This is a genomic window from Burkholderia anthina, assembly GCF_001547525.1.
Classification (GTDB): Bacteria; Pseudomonadota; Gammaproteobacteria; order Burkholderiales; family Burkholderiaceae; genus Burkholderia; species Burkholderia semiarida.
In genome coordinates this window covers 2,846,520-2,865,762 of record NZ_CM003768.1, presented here as the reverse complement: position 1 = coordinate 2,865,762, position 19,243 = coordinate 2,846,520, and the positions used below count along the sequence as shown (strand labels likewise).

At 67.9% G+C, this 19,243-nt stretch carries 16 protein-coding genes; 5 read left to right on the top strand and 11 right to left on the bottom strand.

Going from position 1 to position 19,243, the window contains the following annotated elements; genetic code table 11:
* The first annotated feature begins 159 nt into the window (after positions 1 to 159).
* Positions 160 to 1,713: a S41 family peptidase gene (locus WS64_RS13055; RefSeq protein WP_060966615.1), complete on the top strand. Its 1,554-nt coding sequence runs from the start codon at positions 160 to 162 to the stop codon at positions 1,711 to 1,713.
* A gap of 104 nt (positions 1,714 to 1,817) precedes the next feature.
* Positions 1,818 to 2,570, top strand: a complete 753-nt coding sequence (locus tag WS64_RS13050) for a HesA/MoeB/ThiF family protein (protein ID WP_060966614.1) — start codon at positions 1,818 to 1,820, stop codon at positions 2,568 to 2,570.
* 96 nt (positions 2,571 to 2,666) lie between these two features.
* On the opposite strand, the gene ptsP is transcribed toward WS64_RS13050, so the two are convergent.
* The 7 genes from ptsP to WS64_RS13015 all read right to left on the bottom strand — a co-directional run bounded on the left by ptsP (position 2,667) and on the right by WS64_RS13015 (position 10,085).
* Positions 2,667 to 4,439 (bottom strand): phosphoenolpyruvate--protein phosphotransferase, encoded by a 1,773-nt coding sequence (gene ptsP, locus WS64_RS13045; RefSeq protein WP_060966966.1) that lies wholly within the window; start codon positions 4,437 to 4,439, stop codon positions 2,667 to 2,669.
* A gap of 201 nt (positions 4,440 to 4,640) precedes the next feature.
* Positions 4,641 to 4,910 (bottom strand): HPr family phosphocarrier protein, encoded by a 270-nt coding sequence (locus tag WS64_RS13040; protein ID WP_006477716.1) that lies wholly within the window; start codon positions 4,908 to 4,910, stop codon positions 4,641 to 4,643.
* 73 nt (positions 4,911 to 4,983) lie between these two features.
* The gene (locus WS64_RS13035; protein WP_059576100.1) at positions 4,984 to 5,460 is read right to left on the bottom strand and encodes a PTS sugar transporter subunit IIA; all 477 of its coding nucleotides are present in this window, start codon (positions 5,458 to 5,460) and stop codon (positions 4,984 to 4,986) included.
* A 231-nt stretch (positions 5,461 to 5,691) separates the two neighbouring features.
* Entirely contained in the window at positions 5,692 to 6,648 is a 957-nt protein-coding gene (gshB, locus tag WS64_RS13030) for a glutathione synthase (protein WP_059642711.1), read from the bottom strand.
* A 27-nt stretch (positions 6,649 to 6,675) separates the two neighbouring features.
* Positions 6,676 to 7,965, bottom strand: coding sequence for a glutamate--cysteine ligase (gshA, locus tag WS64_RS13025; RefSeq protein ID WP_060966613.1), 1,290 nt, complete (start codon positions 7,963 to 7,965; stop codon positions 6,676 to 6,678).
* Positions 7,966 to 8,209: 244 nt separating this feature from the next.
* Positions 8,210 to 9,709: an ammonium transporter gene (locus WS64_RS13020; protein WP_060966612.1), complete on the bottom strand. Its 1,500-nt coding sequence runs from the start codon at positions 9,707 to 9,709 to the stop codon at positions 8,210 to 8,212.
* A 37-nt stretch (positions 9,710 to 9,746) separates the two neighbouring features.
* Positions 9,747 to 10,085, bottom strand: a complete 339-nt coding sequence (locus WS64_RS13015) for a P-II family nitrogen regulator (protein WP_006398175.1) — start codon at positions 10,083 to 10,085, stop codon at positions 9,747 to 9,749.
* Between the two features lie 356 nt (positions 10,086 to 10,441).
* Here WS64_RS13015 and WS64_RS13010 point away from each other — a divergent pair, with 356 nt between their 5' ends.
* The gene (locus WS64_RS13010; protein WP_006489451.1) at positions 10,442 to 10,693 is read left to right on the top strand and encodes an accessory factor UbiK family protein; all 252 of its coding nucleotides are present in this window, start codon (positions 10,442 to 10,444) and stop codon (positions 10,691 to 10,693) included.
* Between the two features lie 343 nt (positions 10,694 to 11,036).
* Complete coding sequence (locus tag WS64_RS13005) at positions 11,037 to 12,641, top strand: YifB family Mg chelatase-like AAA ATPase (RefSeq protein WP_060966611.1); 1,605 nt, start codon at positions 11,037 to 11,039, stop codon at positions 12,639 to 12,641.
* Between the two features lie 333 nt (positions 12,642 to 12,974).
* Here the strand turns inward: WS64_RS13005 and WS64_RS13000 are convergent, their stop codons facing one another.
* Positions 12,975 to 13,547 (bottom strand): hypothetical protein, encoded by a 573-nt coding sequence (locus tag WS64_RS13000; RefSeq protein WP_060966610.1) that lies wholly within the window; start codon positions 13,545 to 13,547, stop codon positions 12,975 to 12,977.
* 172 nt (positions 13,548 to 13,719) lie between these two features.
* Between WS64_RS13000 and WS64_RS12995 the strand changes: the two genes are divergently transcribed.
* Positions 13,720 to 14,256: a peroxiredoxin family protein gene (locus WS64_RS12995; RefSeq protein WP_059576053.1), complete on the top strand. Its 537-nt coding sequence runs from the start codon at positions 13,720 to 13,722 to the stop codon at positions 14,254 to 14,256.
* 71 nt (positions 14,257 to 14,327) lie between these two features.
* Here WS64_RS12995 and WS64_RS12990 read toward each other — a convergent pair whose 3' ends face one another.
* The 3 genes from WS64_RS12990 to WS64_RS12980 all read right to left on the bottom strand — a co-directional run bounded on the left by WS64_RS12990 (position 14,328) and on the right by WS64_RS12980 (position 19,084).
* On the bottom strand, positions 14,328 to 15,680 hold the full coding sequence (locus tag WS64_RS12990; protein WP_060966609.1) for a sigma-54-dependent transcriptional regulator: 1,353 nt from the start codon (positions 15,678 to 15,680) through the stop codon (positions 14,328 to 14,330).
* A 97-nt stretch (positions 15,681 to 15,777) separates the two neighbouring features.
* Entirely contained in the window at positions 15,778 to 17,787 is a 2,010-nt protein-coding gene (locus WS64_RS12985) for a sensor histidine kinase (RefSeq protein WP_059642724.1), read from the bottom strand.
* A gap of 4 nt (positions 17,788 to 17,791) precedes the next feature.
* Entirely contained in the window at positions 17,792 to 19,084 is a 1,293-nt protein-coding gene (locus WS64_RS12980; protein WP_059576044.1) for a dicarboxylate/amino acid:cation symporter, read from the bottom strand.
* Positions 19,085 to 19,243 lie beyond the last annotated feature (159 nt).

The window sequence follows — 19,243 nt, the reverse complement described above, 5'->3', positions numbered from 1 at the left end:
CTTTCGAACTCCGCTGCGCGCCCGGCGGCGCCCTGCCGGGCCCTCAGCGGCCGTTGCGGCGCTTTTCGCGCCGTTCCACTGAGTTATCGGACGAACAGTTATACTTGTCCGCTACATCCCCGCTACCGCCACGCGCTTCCCGACCGCACTCGACTCTCTATGCGAATGAATTTGAAGAACATCGGCCTGATTGCCGCGGGCCTCGCCACGGGCGTATTCGCCACGCTGCAGGTTTCCGCATCGGCCGAGCAGACCGCCACGGCGCCGCTTCCCCTCGACCAGCTCCGCCTGTTCGCGGAAGTATTCGGGCAGATCAAGCGCGAGTACGTCGAGCCGGTCGACGACAAGAAGCTGCTGACGGCCGCGATCAAGGGCATGGTGTCGAGCCTCGATCCGCACTCGTCGTTCCTCGACAAGACCGACTATGACGAGCTGCAGGAGCAGACGAAGGGCCGTTTCGCGGGTCTCGGCATCGAGATCTCGCAGGAAGACGGCCTCGTCAAGGTGATCTCGCCGATCGAGGACACCCCCGCGTTCCGCGCCGGCATCCGTCCGGGCGACCTGATCACGCGCATCAACGACAAGCCGGTGCGCGGCATGACGCTCGACAAGGCCGTCAAGCAGATGCGCGGCGAGCCGGGCACCAAGGTCACGCTGACGATCTTCCGCAAGAGCGACGACCGCACGTTCCCGGTCACGGTCACGCGCGCGATCATCAAGGTCCAGAGCGTGAAGATGAAGATGCTCGATCCGGGCTACGCGTATATCCGCATCACGAGCTTCCAGGAGCGCACGACGCCCGATCTCGCGCAGAAGCTGCAGGACATCGCGCGCCAGCAGCCGAACCTGAAGGGCCTGATCCTCGACCTGCGCAACAACGGCGGCGGGCTGCTGCAGAGCGCGGTCGGCGTGGCCGGCGCGTTCCTGCCGCCCGACTCGGTCGTCGTGTCGACCAACGGCCAGATCCCCGATTCGAAGCAGGTCTACCGCGACACGTACGACAACTATCGCCTGCCGTCCTTCGACGGCGATCCGCTGAAGAACCTGCCGCCCGTCTTCAAGACCGTGCCGATGATCGTGCTGACGAACGCGTATTCGGCGTCCGCGTCGGAAATCGTCGCCGGTGCGCTGCAGGATTCGAAGCGCGCGCAGATCATGGGCAAGACGACGTTCGGCAAGGGTTCGGTGCAGACGGTGCGCCCGATGACGGCCGACACCGCGCTGCGCCTGACCACCGCGTACTACTACACGCCGAGCGGCCGTTCGATCCAGAACAAGGGCATCACGCCGGACGTGCCGGTCGATCAGTACGCGGACGGCGATCCGGACGACGTGCTCGTGACGCGCGAGGTCGACTACACGAACCACCTCGCGAACACGCAGGATCCGAACGAGAAGAAGGAACAGGAAGAGCGCGAGCAGCGCCGGATGGATCAGTTGCGCGTGCTCGAAGAGCAGAACGACAAGAAGACGCCGGAGCAGCGCCAGAAGGATCGCGATCGCAAGCCGATCGAGTTCGGCAGCGCCGACGACTTCATGATGCAGCAGGCGCTCAACAAGCTCGAAGGCAAGCCGGTCCAGGAATCGAAGTCGCTGCTCGCCGAGAGCACGACGAAGAGCCCGGCCGCGAAGGCTGCCGCGAGCGCGAAGGCATCGGGCGCGAGCGCCGCGAAGCCGGCTTCCGCACCGAAGCCCGCCTCCGCGCCGAAGTAAGCGCCGGCCGGTATCCGACGGGCCATCGCGGGAAGACCGCGATGGCCCGTTTTTCATGCGCGCCTAAAATAACGAACGTCCGCCCGCCTCGCCCACGACTGCCCATGAACGACGATCAACTCCTTCGCTACTCCCGCCACATCCTCGTCGACGAAATCGGCATCGAGGCGCAGCAGCGCTTTCTCGACGCGCATGCGATCGTCGTCGGCGCGGGCGGCCTCGGCTCGCCCGCCGCGATGTACCTCGCGGCGTCGGGGGTCGGCACGCTCACGCTCGTCGATGCCGATACGGTCGACCTCACGAACCTGCAGCGGCAGATCCTGCACGTGACGGCATCGGTCGGGCGCAGCAAGGTCGAGTCGGGGCGCGACGCGCTGGCGCAACTGAATCCCGAGGTGAAGGTGAACGCGGTCGCGGCGCGCGTCGACGATGCATGGCTCGACGCGCACGTGCCGCACGCGAGCGTCGTGCTCGACTGCACCGACAACTTCGCGACGCGGCACGCGATCAACCGTGCGTGCGTCGCGCACGGCGTGCCGCTCGTGTCGGGCGCCGCGCTGCGCTTCGACGGCCAGATCAGCACGTTCGACTTCCGCGACGCGGCCGCGCCCTGCTATGCGTGCGTGTTCCCGGAAGACCAGCCGTTCGAGGAAGTCGCGTGCGCGACGATGGGCGTGTTCGCGCCGACCGTCGGGATCATCGGCGCGATGCAGGCGGCCGAGGCGCTGCGCGTGATCGGCGGCATCGGCAAGACGCTCAACGGGCGGCTGATGATGCTCGATTCGCTGCGGATGGAATGGACGACGATGAAAATCGCGCGCCAGGCCGATTGCCCCGTGTGCGGCGGGCGGCACTGACGCGCGCATCACGCATGCGCCGGACCGCGTATGCGTGACATTTCGCTACAGTTCGCGGTCAGCGGCGGCTGAACGCCCAAGCGCGCCCAGGTTTGCCTAGGCGGCCGCGTCCGCGCGCGGCTCGGCGACCGACAGCCGCTGCAGCGCCGCCTGCACTTCTTCCGGCTCGAACGCGGCCAGCACGTCGGCCGTCGGCTTTTCGAGCGCCTTCAGGTGCGCGCGCAGGATCTCCTGCTTCACGACGAGCAACTGGCTCGGATGCATCGAGAACTCGGTGAGCCCCATCCCGAGCAACAGGCGCGTGAGCGCCGGATCGCCCGCCATCTCCCCGCACACCGACACCGACACGCCCGCGCACTTCGCCTCGCGCAACGTGTAAGCGATCAGGTGCAGCACCGCCGGATGCAGCGGATCGTACAGGTGCGCGACCGCATTGTCGGCGCGATCGATCGCGAGCGTGTACTGGATCAGGTCGTTCGTGCCGATCGACAGGAAATCGAAGCGCTTCAGGAACAGCGGCAGCGCGATCGCCGCGGCCGGGATCTCGATCATCGCGCCGATGCGCACGTTCGGATCGTACGCGAGCCCCGCGTCGTCGAGCTGGCGCTTCGCCTCGCGGATCAGGTCGAGCGTCTGGTCGATTTCCTGCGCGTGCGCGAGCATCGGGATCAGGATCTTCACCTGGCCGAACGCCGACGCGCGCAGGATCGCGCGCAACTGCGTGAGGAACATCTGCGGCTCGGACAGGCTCCAGCGGATCGCGCGCAGCCCGAGCGCCGGGTTCGGCGCCGTTTCGTAGCCTTCGTCGAGCGCCTCGAGCGGCTTATCGGCGCCGACGTCGATCGTGCGGATCGTCACCGGCATGCCCTTCATCCACTCGACGGCCCGCTTGTACGCGGCGAACTGCTCCTCCTCTTCCGGCATCTCCTTCTGATGCATGAACAGGAACTCGGAGCGGAACAGGCCGACGCCGACCGCGCCGGCCTCGACGGCCGCCTTCGCGTCGTCGGGCAGCTCGATGTTCGCGTACAGGTCGATCTTCGTGCCGCACAACGTTTGCGTCGGCGAGAACTTCAGGCGCTGCAGCTTGCGTTGCTCCAGCAGCTTCTCGGACTGGCGGTACGAATATTCCTCGAGGACGATCGGCGCCGGATCGACGATCACGATGCCCGCGTCGCCGTCGACGATGATCAGGTCGTCCTGGCGGATCAGCGCACTCGCATGCTGGACGCCGACCGCGGCCGGAATGCCGAGGCTGCGCGCGACGATCGCGGTGTGCGACGTGCGCCCGCCGAGATCGGTGACGAACGCCTGGAACGACTGCGTCTTGAACTGCATCATGTCGGCCGGCGCGATGTCGTGCGCGACGACGATCATCTCGTTCGTGCCGTTCCTGGCCGCGCCGTCGAGCGCCTGCGACGCCGACGGCGCACCGGCGAGCGCCTTCAGCACGCGCTCGACCACCTGCTCGATGTCGGCCTTGCGCTCGCGCAGGTATTCGTCCTCGATGTCGTCGAAATGGCGCGTGAGCAGCTCGAGCTGCTCGGTCAGCGCCCATTCGACGTTGTAGCGGCGCGTGCGGATCAGGTCGATGGTTTCCTGCACGAGCATCTCGTCGCTCAGGATCATCGTGTGAACGTCGATGAAAGCGCCGACTTCGCTCGGGGTGTCGTCGGTCAGGTCGGCGCGCAGCGCTCCGAGCTCGCGACGCACGACGTCGAGCGCCGTGCGGAATCGCTCGACTTCGGCGTCGATCTGGTTGGCCTCGATCAGGTAATGGGCGACGTCGAGCGCCGCAGGCGCGATCAGATACGCTCGCCCGATCGCGATACCTCGTGAGACGGGAATGCCATGCAGCGTGAAGGACACGCGCACCTCCTCTGTACAAGTAAAGCCGCGGCACACTGCTGCGATGCGCTTATGACCCCGGTTAGCGATTATAAATTCCGCGACTCCCTGCTGACTGCATGCACCGCAGCATTGCGCATTTCGCATCAATGCTTCCGACGAAAAAAATGCCGCGAAACCCGCGGCATTCTCAGTCGAAACGGCAACGATCGCGCGCAGCGATCACTGACCTTCGCCGAACTTGTCGGCGATCAGCTTTAGCAGCGCGTCCATCGCTTCCCGCTCGTCGGGCCCTTCGGTCTCGATCGTCACGGTGCTGCCGATACCGGCCGCCAGCATCATCACGCCCATGATGCTCTTCGCGTTGATCTTGCGCCCGTTGCGTGTCATCCAGACTTCCGACTGGAAGTTGCCGGCCAGTTGCGTGAGCTTGGCCGATGCGCGCGCATGGAGCCCCAATTTATTGACGATGGTGGTTTCTTGTTGAAGCATGATTCTCGGTCGGGTCGGTCGGGACCGCCGGCGGCGCGCGCCGGCGGGTCGGTCTAAAACGGAAAACGGATGCTCAGTGCGATTCGCTCGGGGTGCGCGGCTGCGGTTCGGGCGGAATCGGCGCGCACTGGCCGCAGCCGGTTTCCGTCGGCGGCGGCGGCGTGCCGGACGACACCTCGTGCACGCCCTTCGCGCCGCCGGACAGCGCCTTGTCGACCAGCTTGTCGAGCGGCACGGTGCGATAGCAGACGGCCCGCACGAGCATCGGCAGGTTCACGCCGGCCAGCACGCGCACGTTGTCGAGCTTCGCGAGCTGGCCCGCGATGTTCGCGGGCGTCGCGCCGTACATGTCGGTCAGCACGACGACGCCGTTGTCTTCGCGCAGCCGCGCGAGTTCCGCGTGCGCAAACGCCATCACCTGGGCCGGATCGCTGTCGGCCATCACGTCGATGCAGCCGATGCGGGCGGGCACGCCGCCGTAGATGTGCGCGATGCAGTCGCGCAGCGCGGTGGCGAGCGGGGCGTGCGCGATGATCAGGATCCCGGCCATGTCAGATCGCTCCCGGCCGCCCCTGGCGGGCCGATACCCCGCGGCGGGGCAATGAGCGTAGCGAGTGTGGGGAACGTTTCATGTTCAGCCTTGCAACAGTGTCGGCCCGACCGCCGGGCCTTCGGTGCGCCGATCACGGCACCGGGCAAGCGGGCATTGTAGCAGGCCGGTCAAGCGGCTCCGGCGACGGGGGACCTGCGCGGCCGCCGCCGGGGTTGCACGGGCGGCGGCCTACGCGGCCGCACGCTCCAGCGCGTCGATGAACATCGCGGCGACGTCGAAGCCCGTCTGCTCCATGATCTCGCGGAAGCACGTCGGGCTCGTGACGTTCACCTCGGTCAGCCAGTCGCCGATCGCGTCGAGGCCGACCAGCAGCAGCCCGCGCGACGCGAGCACGGGCCCGAGCGTCGCGGCGATCTCGCGGTCGCGCTCCGTCAGCGGCTGCGCGACGCCGAGGCCGCCCGCGGCGAGATTGCCGCGCACCTCGCTGCCCTGCGGAATCCGCGCGAGCGAATACGGCACGGGCTCGCCGCCGATCAGCAGGATGCGCTTGTCGCCGGCCTTGATCTCGGGAATGAACTTCTGCGCCATCACCGAGCGCGTGCCGTCGTGGCTCAGCATCTCGACGATCGAGCCGAGGTTCATGCCGTCCGGCTTCACGCGGAACACGCCCATCCCGCCCATCCCGTCGAGCGGCTTCAGGATCACGTCGCCGTGCTCGGCGTGGAACGCGCGCAGCCGTTTCGCGTCGCGCGTGACGAGCGTCGGTGCGACGAACTGTGGAAACTCGCCGATCGCGAGCTTCTCCGAATGATCGCGGATCGACTGCGCCTTGTTGAACACGCGTGCTCCCGCGCGCTCGGCCAGCTCGAGCAGCCACGTCGACGTCACGTATTCCATGTCGAACGGCGGATCCTTGCGCATCAGCACCGCGCCGAACGATTCGAGACGGCGCGCGTCGACCGGGCCCGCGTCGAACCAGGTGTCGCGATGCAGGTCGTCCAGTTCGCCGACGAACGCGATGCGCCGCACGTCGGCCTCGACCGCCGAGCCCGTCCACGCGAGGTGGCGCGGCTCGCACGCGTACACCGCATGCCCGCGCCGGGCGGCCTCCGCCATCATCGCGTAGGTCGAATCCTTGTAGATCTTGAAATGCTCGAGCGGGTCGGCGATAAAAAGAATGTCCATGCGGGTCCTGTACGTAGCGAAGGTCCGTTACACCTGGATGGCTTCGGGGTCGGTCTTTTCCAGTTCGATCGACGACGCGATCAGCGACAGCCGCGCGACGACGCCGTACATGTAGAAACGGTTCGGCGGCGCGGCGCCCGGCTTGGCGCCTGCATCCGGCAGCGCGGTGTGCTCGAAGCCGAGCGGCACGTAGTGCATGCCGGGCGCGTTCAGGTTCTGGTCGCGCTCGCGGCCGCCGTGCGTGCGGTAGAAGCCGCCGACCACGTAGCGGTCGATCATGTACACGACCGGCTCGGCCACTTCGTCGCCGACGCGCTCGAACGTGTAGACGCCTTCCTGCACGATCACGTCGCGCACCGCGAGGCCGGCCTTCGATTCGGCCATCTGCGCGCGCTCGGCCTTCGTCATGCGGCCGATCTCGGCCGCGTCGTGCACGGTCATCACGCCACGGCCCGCGGTGCCCGCGTCGGCCTTCACGACGACGTACGGCTTCTCGCTGATCCCGTATTCGCGATACTTGCGCGCGATCTTCTTCAGCACGCCGTCGATCGCGTCGGCGAGCGCCTGCTCGCCTTCATGCGCCTGCCAGTCGACGCCTTCCACGTGCGCGAAATACGGATTCACCATCCACGGATCGACGCCGACCATCTTCGCGAACTTCTTCGCGACGTCGTCGTAGCACGCGAAGTGCGTCGACTTGCGGCGCACGGCCCAGCCCGCGTGCAGCGGCGGCAGCAGGTATTGCTCGTGCAGGTTTTCCAGCACGGCCGGGATGCCGGCCGACAGGTCGTTGTTCAGCAGGATCGAGCACGGATCGAAATTCTTCAGGCCGAGGCGGCGCTGCGAACGCTCGAGCGGTTCGAGCACGATCTTCTGGCCGTCGGCCAGCGTGATCGGCGTCATGTCGGTGATGCCGGGGTCGAGCGAGCCGAAGCGCACGTTCAGGCCGGCCTGGCGCATGATCGTCGCGAGACGCGCGACGTTTTCCAGATAGAACGCGTTGCGGGTCGGCAACTCGGGAATCACGAGCAGATTCTTCGCGTCCGGGCAGATCTTCTCGATCGCGGCCATCGCGGCCTGCACGGCGAGCGGCAGCACTTCGAACGGCAGATTGTTGAATGCGCCGGGAAACAGGTTCGCATCGACGGGCGCCAGCTTGAAGCCGGCATTGCGCAGGTCCACCGAACAATAGAACGGCGGGGTGTGTTCCTGCCATTCGAGCCTGAACCAGCGTTCGATCGCAGGCGTCGCGTCGAGGATCTTCTGCTCGAGTTCGAGCAGCGGACCGTTCAACGCGGTAACGAGGTGGGGAACCATGAATCACTCGCGAGCGGGAGAATGAAGATTGTAGAGCAATTGCCTTGCCCATTTGGGGATTGTTCCCGGCTTCACAAGGATTATGGAGGCAGTTTTCGGCTATTGACCCGATAGAGTGAAGGGTTATCCGCTACGGCAGCCCGTGACAGGAGAAAAAAAGCCCGCCGGTGAGGCGGGCCGAAGTCGCTGCGCTCATTCGGAGCGGGCGCCGTCGTCGCGGCGGCCCGCCGTTGATTCGTGTGACTTATTCCACGTGCTCGCCGTGCAGGATCACGTCGAGACCTTCGCGCTCTTCCTCTTCGGTCACGCGCAGGCCGATGGTCAGGTCGATCAGCTTCAGCAGCACGAAGCTCAGCACGCCGCTGTAGACCAGCGTGATCAGCACGCCCTTCGCCTGCAGCAGCAGGCTGCCGTCGAAACCGCCGATGTCCTTGACCGCGAATACGCCGGTCAGCAGCGCGCCGAGAATCCCGCCGATGCCGTGCACGCCGAACGCGTCGAGCGAATCGTCGTAGCCGAGCTTCGACTTGAGCCAGGTGGCCGACCAGAAGCAGATCACGCCCGCCGCGATGCCGATCACGAGCGCGCCCGCCACGCCGACGAAGCCGGCTGCCGGCGTGATCGCCACGAGACCCGCGACCGCGCCCGACACGATGCCGAGCACCGACGGCTTGCCCTTCGCGATCCACTCGGCGAACATCCAGCCGAGCGCCGCGCAGGCGGTCGCGACTTGCGTCGTCAGCATCGCGAAGCCGGCACGGCCGTCGGCCGCGACCGCCGAACCCGCGTTGAAACCGAACCAGCCGACCCACAGCATCGAGCCGCCGATCATCGTCAGCACCAGGTTGTGCGGGGCCATCGATTCACGACCGTAGCCGACGCGCTTGCCGAGCACCAGGCACGACACGAGGCCCGCGATACCGGCGTTGATGTGCACCACCGTGCCGCCCGCGAAGTCGAGCACGCCGTCGGACGACAGCCAGCCGGTCGGCTCCCACACCATGTGGGCGATCGGCACATAGACGATCAGCGACCAGAGCGTCATGAACACGAGCATCGCCGAGAACTTCATCCGGTCGGCGAACGCGCCGCAGATCAGCGCCGGCGTGATGATCGCGAACGTCATCTGGTAGACGAAGTAGACCGATTCCGGAATCGTCGACGCGAGGTGGCTGACCGTCAGCGTCGTCGCCTTGTCGCCCTTCACGTAGGCCATGCCGTGCAGGAACACGCGCGACAGGCCGCCGATGAAGCCGTTGCCCGGCGTGAACGCGAGGCTGTAGCCGACCACCGTCCACAGCACCGTGATCAGCGCGGTGATCGCGAAGCTCTGCATCACGGTCGCGAGCACGTTCTTCTTGCGGACCATGCCCGCGTAGAACAGCGCGAGGCCGGGGATCGTCATGAACAGCACGAGCGCGGTGGACGTCAGCATCCACGCGGTGTCGCCCGCGCTGATCTTCGACGAATCGACCGAGAACGGGGCCGTCGGTGCGGCCGGGGCGGCCGGCGCGGACGCGGCGGCGGCAGCCGATGCGTCGGCCGCGCCCGAAGCCGGTGCGGCGGCGGATGCGTCGGCGGCCGGTGCGGAAGCGGCCGGCGCGGCGGCGCCCGATGCGTCGGAAGCGGTGGCGGCGGGCGCGGAACCAGCCGCGGCGGACGCCGCGTCGTCCGCGAGCGCGGAGCCGACGCCGGCCGCGATCAGCGAGCCTGCCATCAGCAGGGACATCAGAAGTTTGCGCATCTTGGGTTTCCTCTTGTCGCTTGTCTTGTCTGTTCTGTTACAGCGCGTCGGCGCCCGTCTCCCCGGTGCGAATCCGGATCACCTGTTCGATCGGCGTGACGAAGATCTTGCCGTCGCCGATCTTGCCCGTGCGCGCCGCCCGCTCGATCGCTTCCACCGCCTGGTCGACGAGATCGTCGGAGACGGCCGCCTCGATCTTCATCTTCGGCAGGAAATCGACCACGTATTCGGCGCCGCGGTACAGCTCGGTGTGCCCCTTCTGGCGCCCGAACCCTTTCACCTCCGTCACCGTGATGCCCGAGACGCCAAGCGCCGACAGCGCCTCGCGCGTCTCATCGAGCTTGAACGGCTTGATGATTGCGGTAATGAGTTTCATGAAGTCCTCTCGCTGGGTTGTCCCGTCGAATTGGTTGGAATGTTGTAACGGACTCTTCTCAGCAACTCGCATGCCATGTCGGCCCGAACACCGTCTCGAACGGCTTCGGAACGGGGTCACATCGCGTGGTGTAAGGCGCGGAAGCCCGGCCGAATGGCCAACATGGGCCGCTTTGCTGGCGCGGCGAAAGGATCGTTGCTAGAGTGCACGCACGTCCCGGAACGCCGGGCCATTCACCCATGCGGGCGCCATGCCCGGAATTCGCGCCCCGCGCGCACCATTTCCGGTCATGCGTGCATCATGGGCACGTACGCAACTGAAGATGCACATTTTTTGTGCAAGGAAGGGGAATCACCATGAAGCAACCCAGCGACGTTTTCAACGATCTCCAATCGCGCGTCAGCGATTTGCTGAAAAACTCGCCGGCCAAGGACGTCGAGCGCAACGTGAAGGCCATGCTGTCGCAAGGCTTCTCGAAGCTCGATCTCGTCACGCGCGAGGAATTCGACACCCAGGCACAGGTGCTCGCCCGCACCCGCGTGCGCCTCGAGGAACTCGAAAAGCGCGTCGCGGAACTCGAGCAGAAGCTCGCCGCCCCGCAGGCCTGACGCCCCACCGGCCGCAAGGTCCGGGCGCGGGCCGCCACGTGCGGCCTGCGCCCGCCACCTTCCTCCCCGCTTCGTCGTCCGTCGGTCTTCGCCGTACCCTACGCTCTTCGCCGTTCATCGTTCTTCGCAGCATCCTCCGCTCTTCGCAGTCCATCGCTCTTCGCCGTTCATCGTTCTTCGCAGCATCCTCCGCTCTTCGCAGTCCATCGCTCTTCGCAGTTCGTCGTTCGCAACACCTCGTTCTTTCCCCGCGCCACGCCGGCAAGCGCGCACCGATTTCTCCGATTCCCGCGGCGTGCGGCCCCGAACGGCCGTCGTCCGCCCGTCATGCAGGAGCCTCGCCATGTCGCTCGCCGTGGTGCGCAGTCGCGCGCCCGCCTCCGGCCGCGCGCCGGACGTCACCGTCGAAGTCCATCTCGCCAACGGATTGCCGTCGTTCTCGATCGTCGGGCTGCCCGATCTCGAAGTCCGCGAAAGCCGCGAGCGCGTGCGCGCCGCGCTGCAGAACTGCGGATTCGAATTCCCGGTGCGCCGCATCACCGTCAATCTCGCGCCGGCCGATCTGCCGAAGGAATCGGGCCGTTTCGACCTGCCGATCGCGCTCGGCATCCTTGCCGCGAACGGCCAGATCCCGGCCGACGCGCTGGCCGGCCGCGAATTCGCGGGCGAGCTGTCGCTGACGGGCGCGCTGCGGCCGATGCGCGGCGCGTTCGCGATGGCCTGCGGCGCCGCGCGGGACTGGCGCGCGGCACAATCCGGCGCTGGCAGCGCCGGCGGCCCGGGCCTTGATTTCCCCGGCCCGCGCGATTGCACCGCGACATCGCGGCCGCCCGAGCTGTACCTGCCGCTCGACAGCGCCGCCGAGGCCGCGCTCGTGCCGGGCGTGACCGTATTCGGTGCACGCGACCTGCCCGCACTGTGCGCGCACCTCGCCGATGCGCCGGACGGGCGGCTCGCGCCGGTCGCGGCGCCCTGCCTCGATGGCCTGCCGGCGCCGGCCGCCCCCGACCTCGCGGACGTCGTCGGGCAGCGGGGCGCCCGGCGCGCGCTCGAAGTCGCGGCCGCGGGCGGCCATCACATGCTGATGGTCGGGCCGCCCGGGGCCGGCAAATCGATGCTGGCCGCGCGCCTCGCGGGGCTGCTGCCGCCGCTCACCGACGACGAGGCGCTGACCTCGGCCGCGCTGCTGTCCGCGAGCCGGCTCGGCTTCTCGCCCGCGCAGTGGCGCCGCCGGCCATTCCGCGCGCCGCACCACTCGTCGAGCGCCGCCGCGCTGGTGGGCGGCCGCAATCCGCCGCAGCCGGGCGAAATCACGCTCGCGCACCTCGGCGTGCTGTTTCTCGACGAACTGCCGGAATTCGACCGGCACGTGCTGGAAATGCTGCGCGAGCCGCTGGAAGCCGGCCGCATCACGATCTCGCGCGCGGCCCAGCAGGCCGACTTCCCCGCCGCGTGCCAGTTGATCGCCGCGATGAACCCGTGCCCGTGCGGCTGGCACGGCGATCCGTCCGGGCGCTGCCGCTGCTCGCCGGACGTGGCCGCCCGCTATCTGCGCAAGCTGTCGGGGCCGCTGCTCGATCGCATCGACATCCAGATCGACCTGCCCGCGCTGTCGCCGGCTGAGCTCGCGACGCGCGCGACGGCGCCCGGCGAGCCGAGCGCGGCGGTGGCCGCCCGCGTCGCGCAGGCGCGTGCGCTGCAGCTCGAGCGGCAGGGCAAGACGAATCACATGCTGAGCGGCCGCGAAACCGACGACCTGTGCCGGCCGACCGACGAAGGCGAGCGGTTGCTGCGCGAGGCCGGCGAGCGCTTCGGCTGGTCGGCGCGCGCGTATTTCCGCGTGCTGAAAGTCGCGCGGACGATCGCCGACCTGGCCGGCGACCCGCTGCCGACGGCCGCGCAGATCGCCGAGGCGATCCGCTACCGGCGCGCGTTGACGGCGCTGTGAGCGCGCGAGGAGGACAAAATCAGGCTGTCAAGACTTGACTTATGCACAATTTCGCGAATCCGGCCCCGGATCGCGGCTCGCCGCGGCGTTTGCCGGACGGAATTCGTATCCCATTGTTTTGATTGATTTTTCTCAAAGGGCGAACGGGCGACCAAACGGGCCGGAAGGCCGGCCGGCGCGGCTCTGCGGGAGATACGCGCGACTTTTCAACAAAGTTATCCACATGCGCTGTGGATAGTCGAAAAACCCTCGCAAAATCCGGCGATTAGCGTCGAAAGCTGCGAATGAACTTTCAGTTGTCGCAGCGTGTCTGAGCGCCCTCGCCGGCCGTCGTCAATCGAGTTTGAACGAGCCGAAAAACTGGTCGAGCTGCTCCTGCGCGAGCGGCCCGTCGGCGATCACGACGGCCTGATACGCGTGCCGGCCGCGCGCGGCGAGCCGCGCGATGATCGTCTTGCGGGCACGATCGCCGCCGGCGGCCGCGCCCGCGATGCGCAGCTCGACCCCGCTCACCGCGCCGCCGGCCGCGAGCGGCACCGGCACTGCCGCCGTCCGCGGCGCGCCGTCGAGGTTGCGCGACAGCCCGGCGCGCAGGAATTCGAGCGCCGCGCGGCGCGTGTCGTCGCGATCGTCGGGCAGCGTCAGCGTGCCGACCGCGAATACCGCGCCGTCGACGTGCGCGGCCTGCATCCGCATCGGCATCGACGTGCCGCCGAGCACCACCGGCTGCTCCTCGACGGTCGGCTTCGCCGGCAGGTCGATCGTATAGCCGGCATCGTTGTGCAGCGTGCGCCAGTCGTACGACGGCGAGCACGCGGCCAGGGTGGCGCTCAGGCAGGCCAGCGCGGCGAAGTGTCGCAGCGGACGAAAAAGGGGGCGCAACGAATCGATGAATTCCTTCGGCATGGCGTGGATCGCGGCAGGCAAAAAGGGCCATTATCCGCCGAACCCGAAAACCGGGATGCAGGCCGCCGCCGGTGCGCGCGCCGCATTCGCGCTAAAATGAGCGCCGAATTTCGACGTCGTTTGCATCGACGTCGTTTGCATCGATCCGCGTCATCGACTCCGAGAGCACCAGATGAACACCACGCCTTCCACCCGCCGCAGTGCCGGCCCCGTGCGCTACCTCGTCGCGGCCGCCGTCGTCGCGGCGATCGCCGTCGCCGGCTTCTTCGCGTTCAACGGCAAGTCCAGCGTGCCGGACGCAACCTTCACGCTGCTGTCGGGCCAGAAGGTCTCGACCGCCGGCGACCTGAAGGGCAAGGTCTATCTCGTGAACTTCTGGGCGACGAGCTGCGCGACCTGCATGCAGGAAATGCCGCAGATGGTCGATACCTACAATCGCTTCAAGGGTCAGGGGCTGGAATTCGTCGCGGTCGCGATGAACTACGATCCGCCGATGTACGTCGCGAACTACGCGCAGACGCGCCAGTTGCCGTTCAAGGTCGCGCTCGACGACGGCAGCGTCGCGAAGCAGTTCGGCAACGTGCAGCTCACGCCGACGACCTTCGTCGTCGACAAGGACGGCAAGATCCTGAAGCGCTACGTCGGCGCGCCGCAATTCGCGGAACTCGACGCGCTGCTCAAGAAGGCGCTCGACGGCAACGCGGCCTGAGCGCCGGACTCGCAGGGCCGCACACCGCGCCCTGCTCCGCAAAACGGACCGCACCGCGGTCCGTTTGCTTTTCAGCGCTCGGTTTCGCCTTTCGCCGACAGCCCGTAGCGCTTCATCTTCTCGTACAGCGTCGCCTTGCCGACATGCAGCCGGTCGGCCGTCGCCGCGACCGCGCCGCCCGTCTGGTTCAGCGCCTCGGCGATCACCGCGCGCTCGAACTGCTCGATGCGCTCCTTCAGCGTCTGGTCGTTGCCGGCGGCATCGCCCGCGCCCGTTTCCTGCGGCATGTCGGCCACGCCGAGCACGAAGCGGTCGGCTGCGTTGCGCAGCTCGCGCACGTTGCCCGGCCAGTCGCGCTGCATCAGGCTCGCGCGCTGCCGGTCGGTCAGCACCGGCGCGGGCCGCCCGTAGCGCACGGCCGCGTCGAGCATGAAGTGCTCGAACAGCGGCACGATGTCCTCGCGGCGCTCGGCAAGCGGCGGCAGCGCGATCGTCACGACGTTGAGCCGGTACAGCAGGTCGCGCCGGAACGTGCCGGCCGCGACGAGCTCGCTCATGTCGCCCTTCGCGGCCGCGACCACGCGGCAGTTCACGCGGATCGGCTGGTTCGAGCCGAGCCGCTCCAGCACGCCGTCCTGCAGCACGCGCAAGAGCTTCACCTGCAGCGCGAGCGGCATGCTTTCGATTTCGTCGAGGAACAACGTGCCGCCGGACGCGTATTCGAGCTTGCCGACGCGCCGCTTCGCCGCGCCGGTGAACGCGCCGGGCTCGTAGCCGAACATCTCCGACTCGAACATCGGCTCGGGCAGTGCGCCGCAATTGACCGCGATGAACGGCTTGTCGCGGCGCGGCGACAGCTCGTGCAGGCTGCGCGCGATCAGCTCCTTGCCGGCGCCCGTGTCGCCGTTGATCAGCACCGACGCGTCGGTCGGCGCGATGTTCGCGATCAGCTTGCGCACCTGCTCGATCGCCGGGCTGCGGCCGATGATGCGCGGCGCGACGACGTTCTGCCCGGCCAGCTCGCGCCGCAGCGCGTGGTTCTCGAGCACGAGCTCGCGGCGCTCGAGCGCGCGGCGTACCGTCTCGATCAGGCGCTCGGCCGCGAACGGCTTCTCGATGAAGTCGTACGCGCCGTCGCGCATCGCCTGCACGGCCATCGAGATGTCGCCGTGCCCGGTGACGAGGATCACCGGCACGTCGGGCACGCGCTCGCGGCACTGCGCGAGCACGTCGAGCCCGCTGGCACCCGGCAGCCGGATGTCGCTCACGATCGCGCCGGCGGTATCCGCGACGATCGCCTTCTCGGCCGCCTCGGCCGACTCGAAGCCGGCGACGTCGAAGCCCGCCAGTTGAAGGCTCTGCACGCTCGCCCGGCGCACGAGCGCATCGTCTTCGATATAGATCACTTGCAGCCGGTTGGCCATCTTGGTCACTTGCTCCTGACAGGCCGCGCGGCGCCCGCGCGGCTCTCGTTGATGCCGGTCGTCGCCGACCGGGCCTGCATCCTGCCGCCCGTCCAGGCTAATGCGAGCCCGCCGGCTCGGACACGGAGTCCGGATGATGCGTGCGGGCGCGCCGCAGCGTCAAGACGAACAGCGCGCCGCCCGACGGGGCGTTGCGGGCGGTCAGCGCGCCGCCCGCGTCGCTGGCGATCGACGACGAGATCGCGAGGCCGAGCCCGAGCCCGCGCCCCATTTCCTTGGTCGTGAAGAACGGCTCGAACAGGCGCGGCAGCAAATCGGGCGCGATGCCGGAGCCGTTGTCGCGCACCTCGACCGCGAGCGTCGCGGCCGACACCGCGATCGTCACCTCGATGGCCGGCGCCGCGACGCCGGCCACCGCGTCGAGCGCGTTGCCGAGCAGGTTGATCAGCACCTGTTCGAGGCGCAGGTCCTCGCAGCGCGCGACGAGTTCGGGATAGTCGCGCGCCAGATCGAGCGGCGCATCCCGCGCGGGCGACACGGTGGCATCCTGCAGCGTCAGCGTGAGCGCGACGCCGCGCAGGCGCTCGTCGAGCAGCGACAGCACGCTGCGCAGCGCACGCACGACGAGCGCCTGCTCGTTGCGCGGCTTCGCGCGGCCGACGAACAGCTTCAACTGGTTCGTGATCTTGCCCATCCGCTCGGTGAGCGCGGCGATCGCCTCGAGATTCTCGCGCGCGGCGGCCTGCTCGCCGCGATCGAGCAGCACGCGCGTGTTGTCCGAGAAGCTGCGCAGCGCCGCGAGCGGCTGGTTCAGTTCATGCGTGATGCCGGCCGCCATCTGGCCGAGCGCGGCGAGCTTGCTCGCCTGGATCAGTTCGTCGTGCGCGGCGCGCAGCTCCTGCTCCGCGCGGATCCGGTCGCCGACTTCCTTCTGCAACTGCTCGTTCGCTTCAGACAAATCGGCCGTACGCTCCTCGACGCGCCGGTTCAGTTCCGCGTACGCCTGCTGCAGCAGCGCGCGGCCACGGATCATTTCGCGCACGCGGGCACGGCGCATCCGCCAGTAGAACGCGAGCAGCGCGACCGACACGAAGCCGAAGCCGGTGACGATCGTCGCGTTGCGCGCGTCGGCATCGATCGGCGCGATCGGCGCGAGCGTGACGAGCAGCCAGTCGGGCTCGCCGATCCGGCGCTTGCTGGCGAGAAAGCGCGGCGCGCGCCGGCCGGCGCCGAGGCGCACGATTTCCGCATCGGCGCCGAGCGTCTGCTCGACGCGCAGCGGCAGCGGCGTGACCGGTTGCTGCGCGTACTGGCGCGTTTCGTAGATCGACGCGGCGACGGGCCCCGTGAGCGGGCGCAGCGTGTGGTACTTCCATGCGGGCACCGACGACAGGAACACGACGCCGTGATCGTCCGCGACGACGAGCGGCTCCGACGCATCGGCGCCCTGGAACCATTCGAGATTGAGCTTCACGACGACGACGCCCGCGATCCTGCCGTCGCGCCACACCGGCTGCGAGATGTAGTAGCCGGGGTCGCGCGAGATCGTGCCGATCCCGAAGAAGCGGCCGACCCGGCCGTTCATCGCATCGACGAAATACGGGCGGAAACGGTATTCGATCCCGACGAAGCTGTCGGGCGCGCGCCAGTTGCTGGCGGCGACGCACAGGCCGTCCGCGCCGATCACGTAGGTGACGGTCGCGTGCGCGTGCTCGTTGAGGTCTTCGAGATAGCGGTTGACGCGCGCGGTGTAGTCGGCGCGCTTCGGCTCGGCGAGCAGATCCTGCACGTACGGATGGCTGCCGAGCAGATAAGGCAGCGATTCGTAGCGGTCGAGCGTGCTCTTGAGCGCGTTGGTGGTGCGATCGACGCGCACCGCGGCATTGCGCTGCAGCTCGGCGACGCCGCGCTGCCAGGTGATCGTCCACGTCAGCGCGCACGCCGCGGCGAGCGCGGCGGCGAGCACGACGAGGATGAGCAGGCGGCGCGTCACGGTCGAGGCTTCCTGACGATGCGGATCGCCTATTGTGTCATAGGGCTCCGCATCGATGCCCGGGCCGCCGCGCGGCGCGCCGCCCGCGGGCGACACCGCCGCCTGCTCGCTCATGCCGTCAGACGCCGGCCGTCGTCTCGGTCGGCGCGACTTCGCCGCCGCCCTTCAGCGCCTGGCGCAGCTTGTTGCGGTCGAGCTCCTTCTCCCACGCCGACACGACGACCGTCGCCACGCCGTTGCCGACGATGTTGGTCAGCGCGCGGCATTCGCTCATGAAGCGGTCGATGCCGAGGATCAGCACCATGCCCGACAGCGGGATCGTCGGCACGACGGCCAGCGTCGCGGCGAGCGTGATGAAGCCCGCGCCCGTCACGCCGCTCGCGCCCTTCGACGTGAGCATCGCGACGGCCAGCAGCGTGAGCTGCTGCATCCACGTCAACTCGATGTTGGTCGCCTGCGCGATGAACAGCACGGCCATCGTCATGTAGATGTTGGTGCCGTCGAGGTTGAACGAATAGCCGGTCGGCACGACGAGGCCGACGACCGAACGCGAGCAGCCGGCCTTCTCGAGCTTTTCCATCAGCTGCGGCAGCGCGGCTTCCGACGAGCTCGTGCCGAGCACGATCAGCAGCTCTTCCTTGATGTACGACACGAAGCGGATGATCGAGAAGCCGGTGAAGCGCGCGATCGCGCCGAGCACGACGAGCACGAACACGAGCGACGTCAGGTAGAACGTGCCGATCAGCTTGAGCAGCGGCACCAGCGAGCCGACGCCGTACTTGCCGATCGTGAACGCCATCGCGCCGAACGCGCCGATCGGCGCCAGCTTCGTGACGATGTGCACGATGCCGAACAGCACGCGCGTCAGGCCGTCGATGAAGTCGGTCACGACCTTGCCGCGCTCGCCGAGGTGCGCGAGCACGCTGCCGAACAGCAGCGCGATCAGCAGGATCTGCAGGATTTCACCCTGCGCGAACGCATCGACCATCGTGTTCGGGATGATGTGCATCAGGAAGTCGACCGTCGACTGCCCGTGCGCCTTCGCCGCGTACGACGCGACGGCCTTGCCGTCGAGCGTCGCCGGATCGATGTTGAAGCCGACGCCCGGACGCAGCAGGTGCGTGGCCGCGAGGCCGAGCAGCAGCGCGAAGGTCGACACGATCTCGAAGTACAGCAGCGCCTTGCCGCCGACGCGGCCGACCTTCTTCATGTCCTCCATGCCGGCGATGCCGGTGACGACCGTACAGAAGATGATCGGGCCGATCACCATCTTGATCAGCTTGATGAAGCCGTCGCCGAGCGGTTTCATGTCGGTGGCGATCGACGGGTAGTAGTGGCCGAGGATCACGCCGACGATGATGGCGAAGATCACCTGCACATAAAGCACTTTGTAGAAGGGTTTCTTCTTCACGATGGTTCCTGCTGAAGTAGATGAGCCGGTGGAAACGGCGTCACGCGCGCAGGGATGAATGAGAACGGGGGGCAATCCCCCCCGAAGGCATTCGCCCGCGCGGCTGCCGTGCCGCAACAAGCGATGCCTCAGGACATCCGGAGGGGGAGGAAGGCATTG

Bases quoted from the DNA above. Each gene is read 5' to 3' on its own strand.
- WS64_RS13055 (WP_060966615.1), top strand. From the start codon at position 160: ATGCGAATGAATTTGAAGAACATCGGCCTGATTGCCGCGGGCCTCGCC.
- WS64_RS13050 (WP_060966614.1), top strand. From the start codon at position 1,818: ATGAACGACGATCAACTCCTTCGCTACTCCCGCCACATCCTCGTCGAC.
- WS64_RS13040 (WP_006477716.1), bottom strand. From the start codon at position 4,910: ATGCTTCAACAAGAAACCACCATCGTCAATAAATTGGGGCTCCATGCG.
- WS64_RS13035 (WP_059576100.1), bottom strand. From the start codon at position 5,460: ATGGCCGGGATCCTGATCATCGCGCACGCCCCGCTCGCCACCGCGCTG.
- gshB (WP_059642711.1), bottom strand. From the start codon at position 6,648: ATGGACATTCTTTTTATCGCCGACCCGCTCGAGCATTTCAAGATCTAC.
- gshA (WP_060966613.1), bottom strand. From the start codon at position 7,965: ATGGTTCCCCACCTCGTTACCGCGTTGAACGGTCCGCTGCTCGAACTC.
- WS64_RS13020 (WP_060966612.1), bottom strand. From the start codon at position 9,709: ATGCGCAAACTTCTGATGTCCCTGCTGATGGCAGGCTCGCTGATCGCG.
- WS64_RS13015 (WP_006398175.1), bottom strand. From the start codon at position 10,085: ATGAAACTCATTACCGCAATCATCAAGCCGTTCAAGCTCGATGAGACG.
- WS64_RS13010 (WP_006489451.1), top strand. From the start codon at position 10,442: ATGAAGCAACCCAGCGACGTTTTCAACGATCTCCAATCGCGCGTCAGC.
- WS64_RS13005 (WP_060966611.1), top strand. From the start codon at position 11,037: ATGTCGCTCGCCGTGGTGCGCAGTCGCGCGCCCGCCTCCGGCCGCGCG.
- WS64_RS13000 (WP_060966610.1), bottom strand. From the start codon at position 13,547: ATGCCGAAGGAATTCATCGATTCGTTGCGCCCCCTTTTTCGTCCGCTG.
- WS64_RS12995 (WP_059576053.1), top strand. From the start codon at position 13,720: ATGAACACCACGCCTTCCACCCGCCGCAGTGCCGGCCCCGTGCGCTAC.
- WS64_RS12990 (WP_060966609.1), bottom strand. From the start codon at position 15,680: ATGGCCAACCGGCTGCAAGTGATCTATATCGAAGACGATGCGCTCGTG.
- WS64_RS12985 (WP_059642724.1), bottom strand. From the start codon at position 17,787: ATGAGCGAGCAGGCGGCGGTGTCGCCCGCGGGCGGCGCGCCGCGCGGC.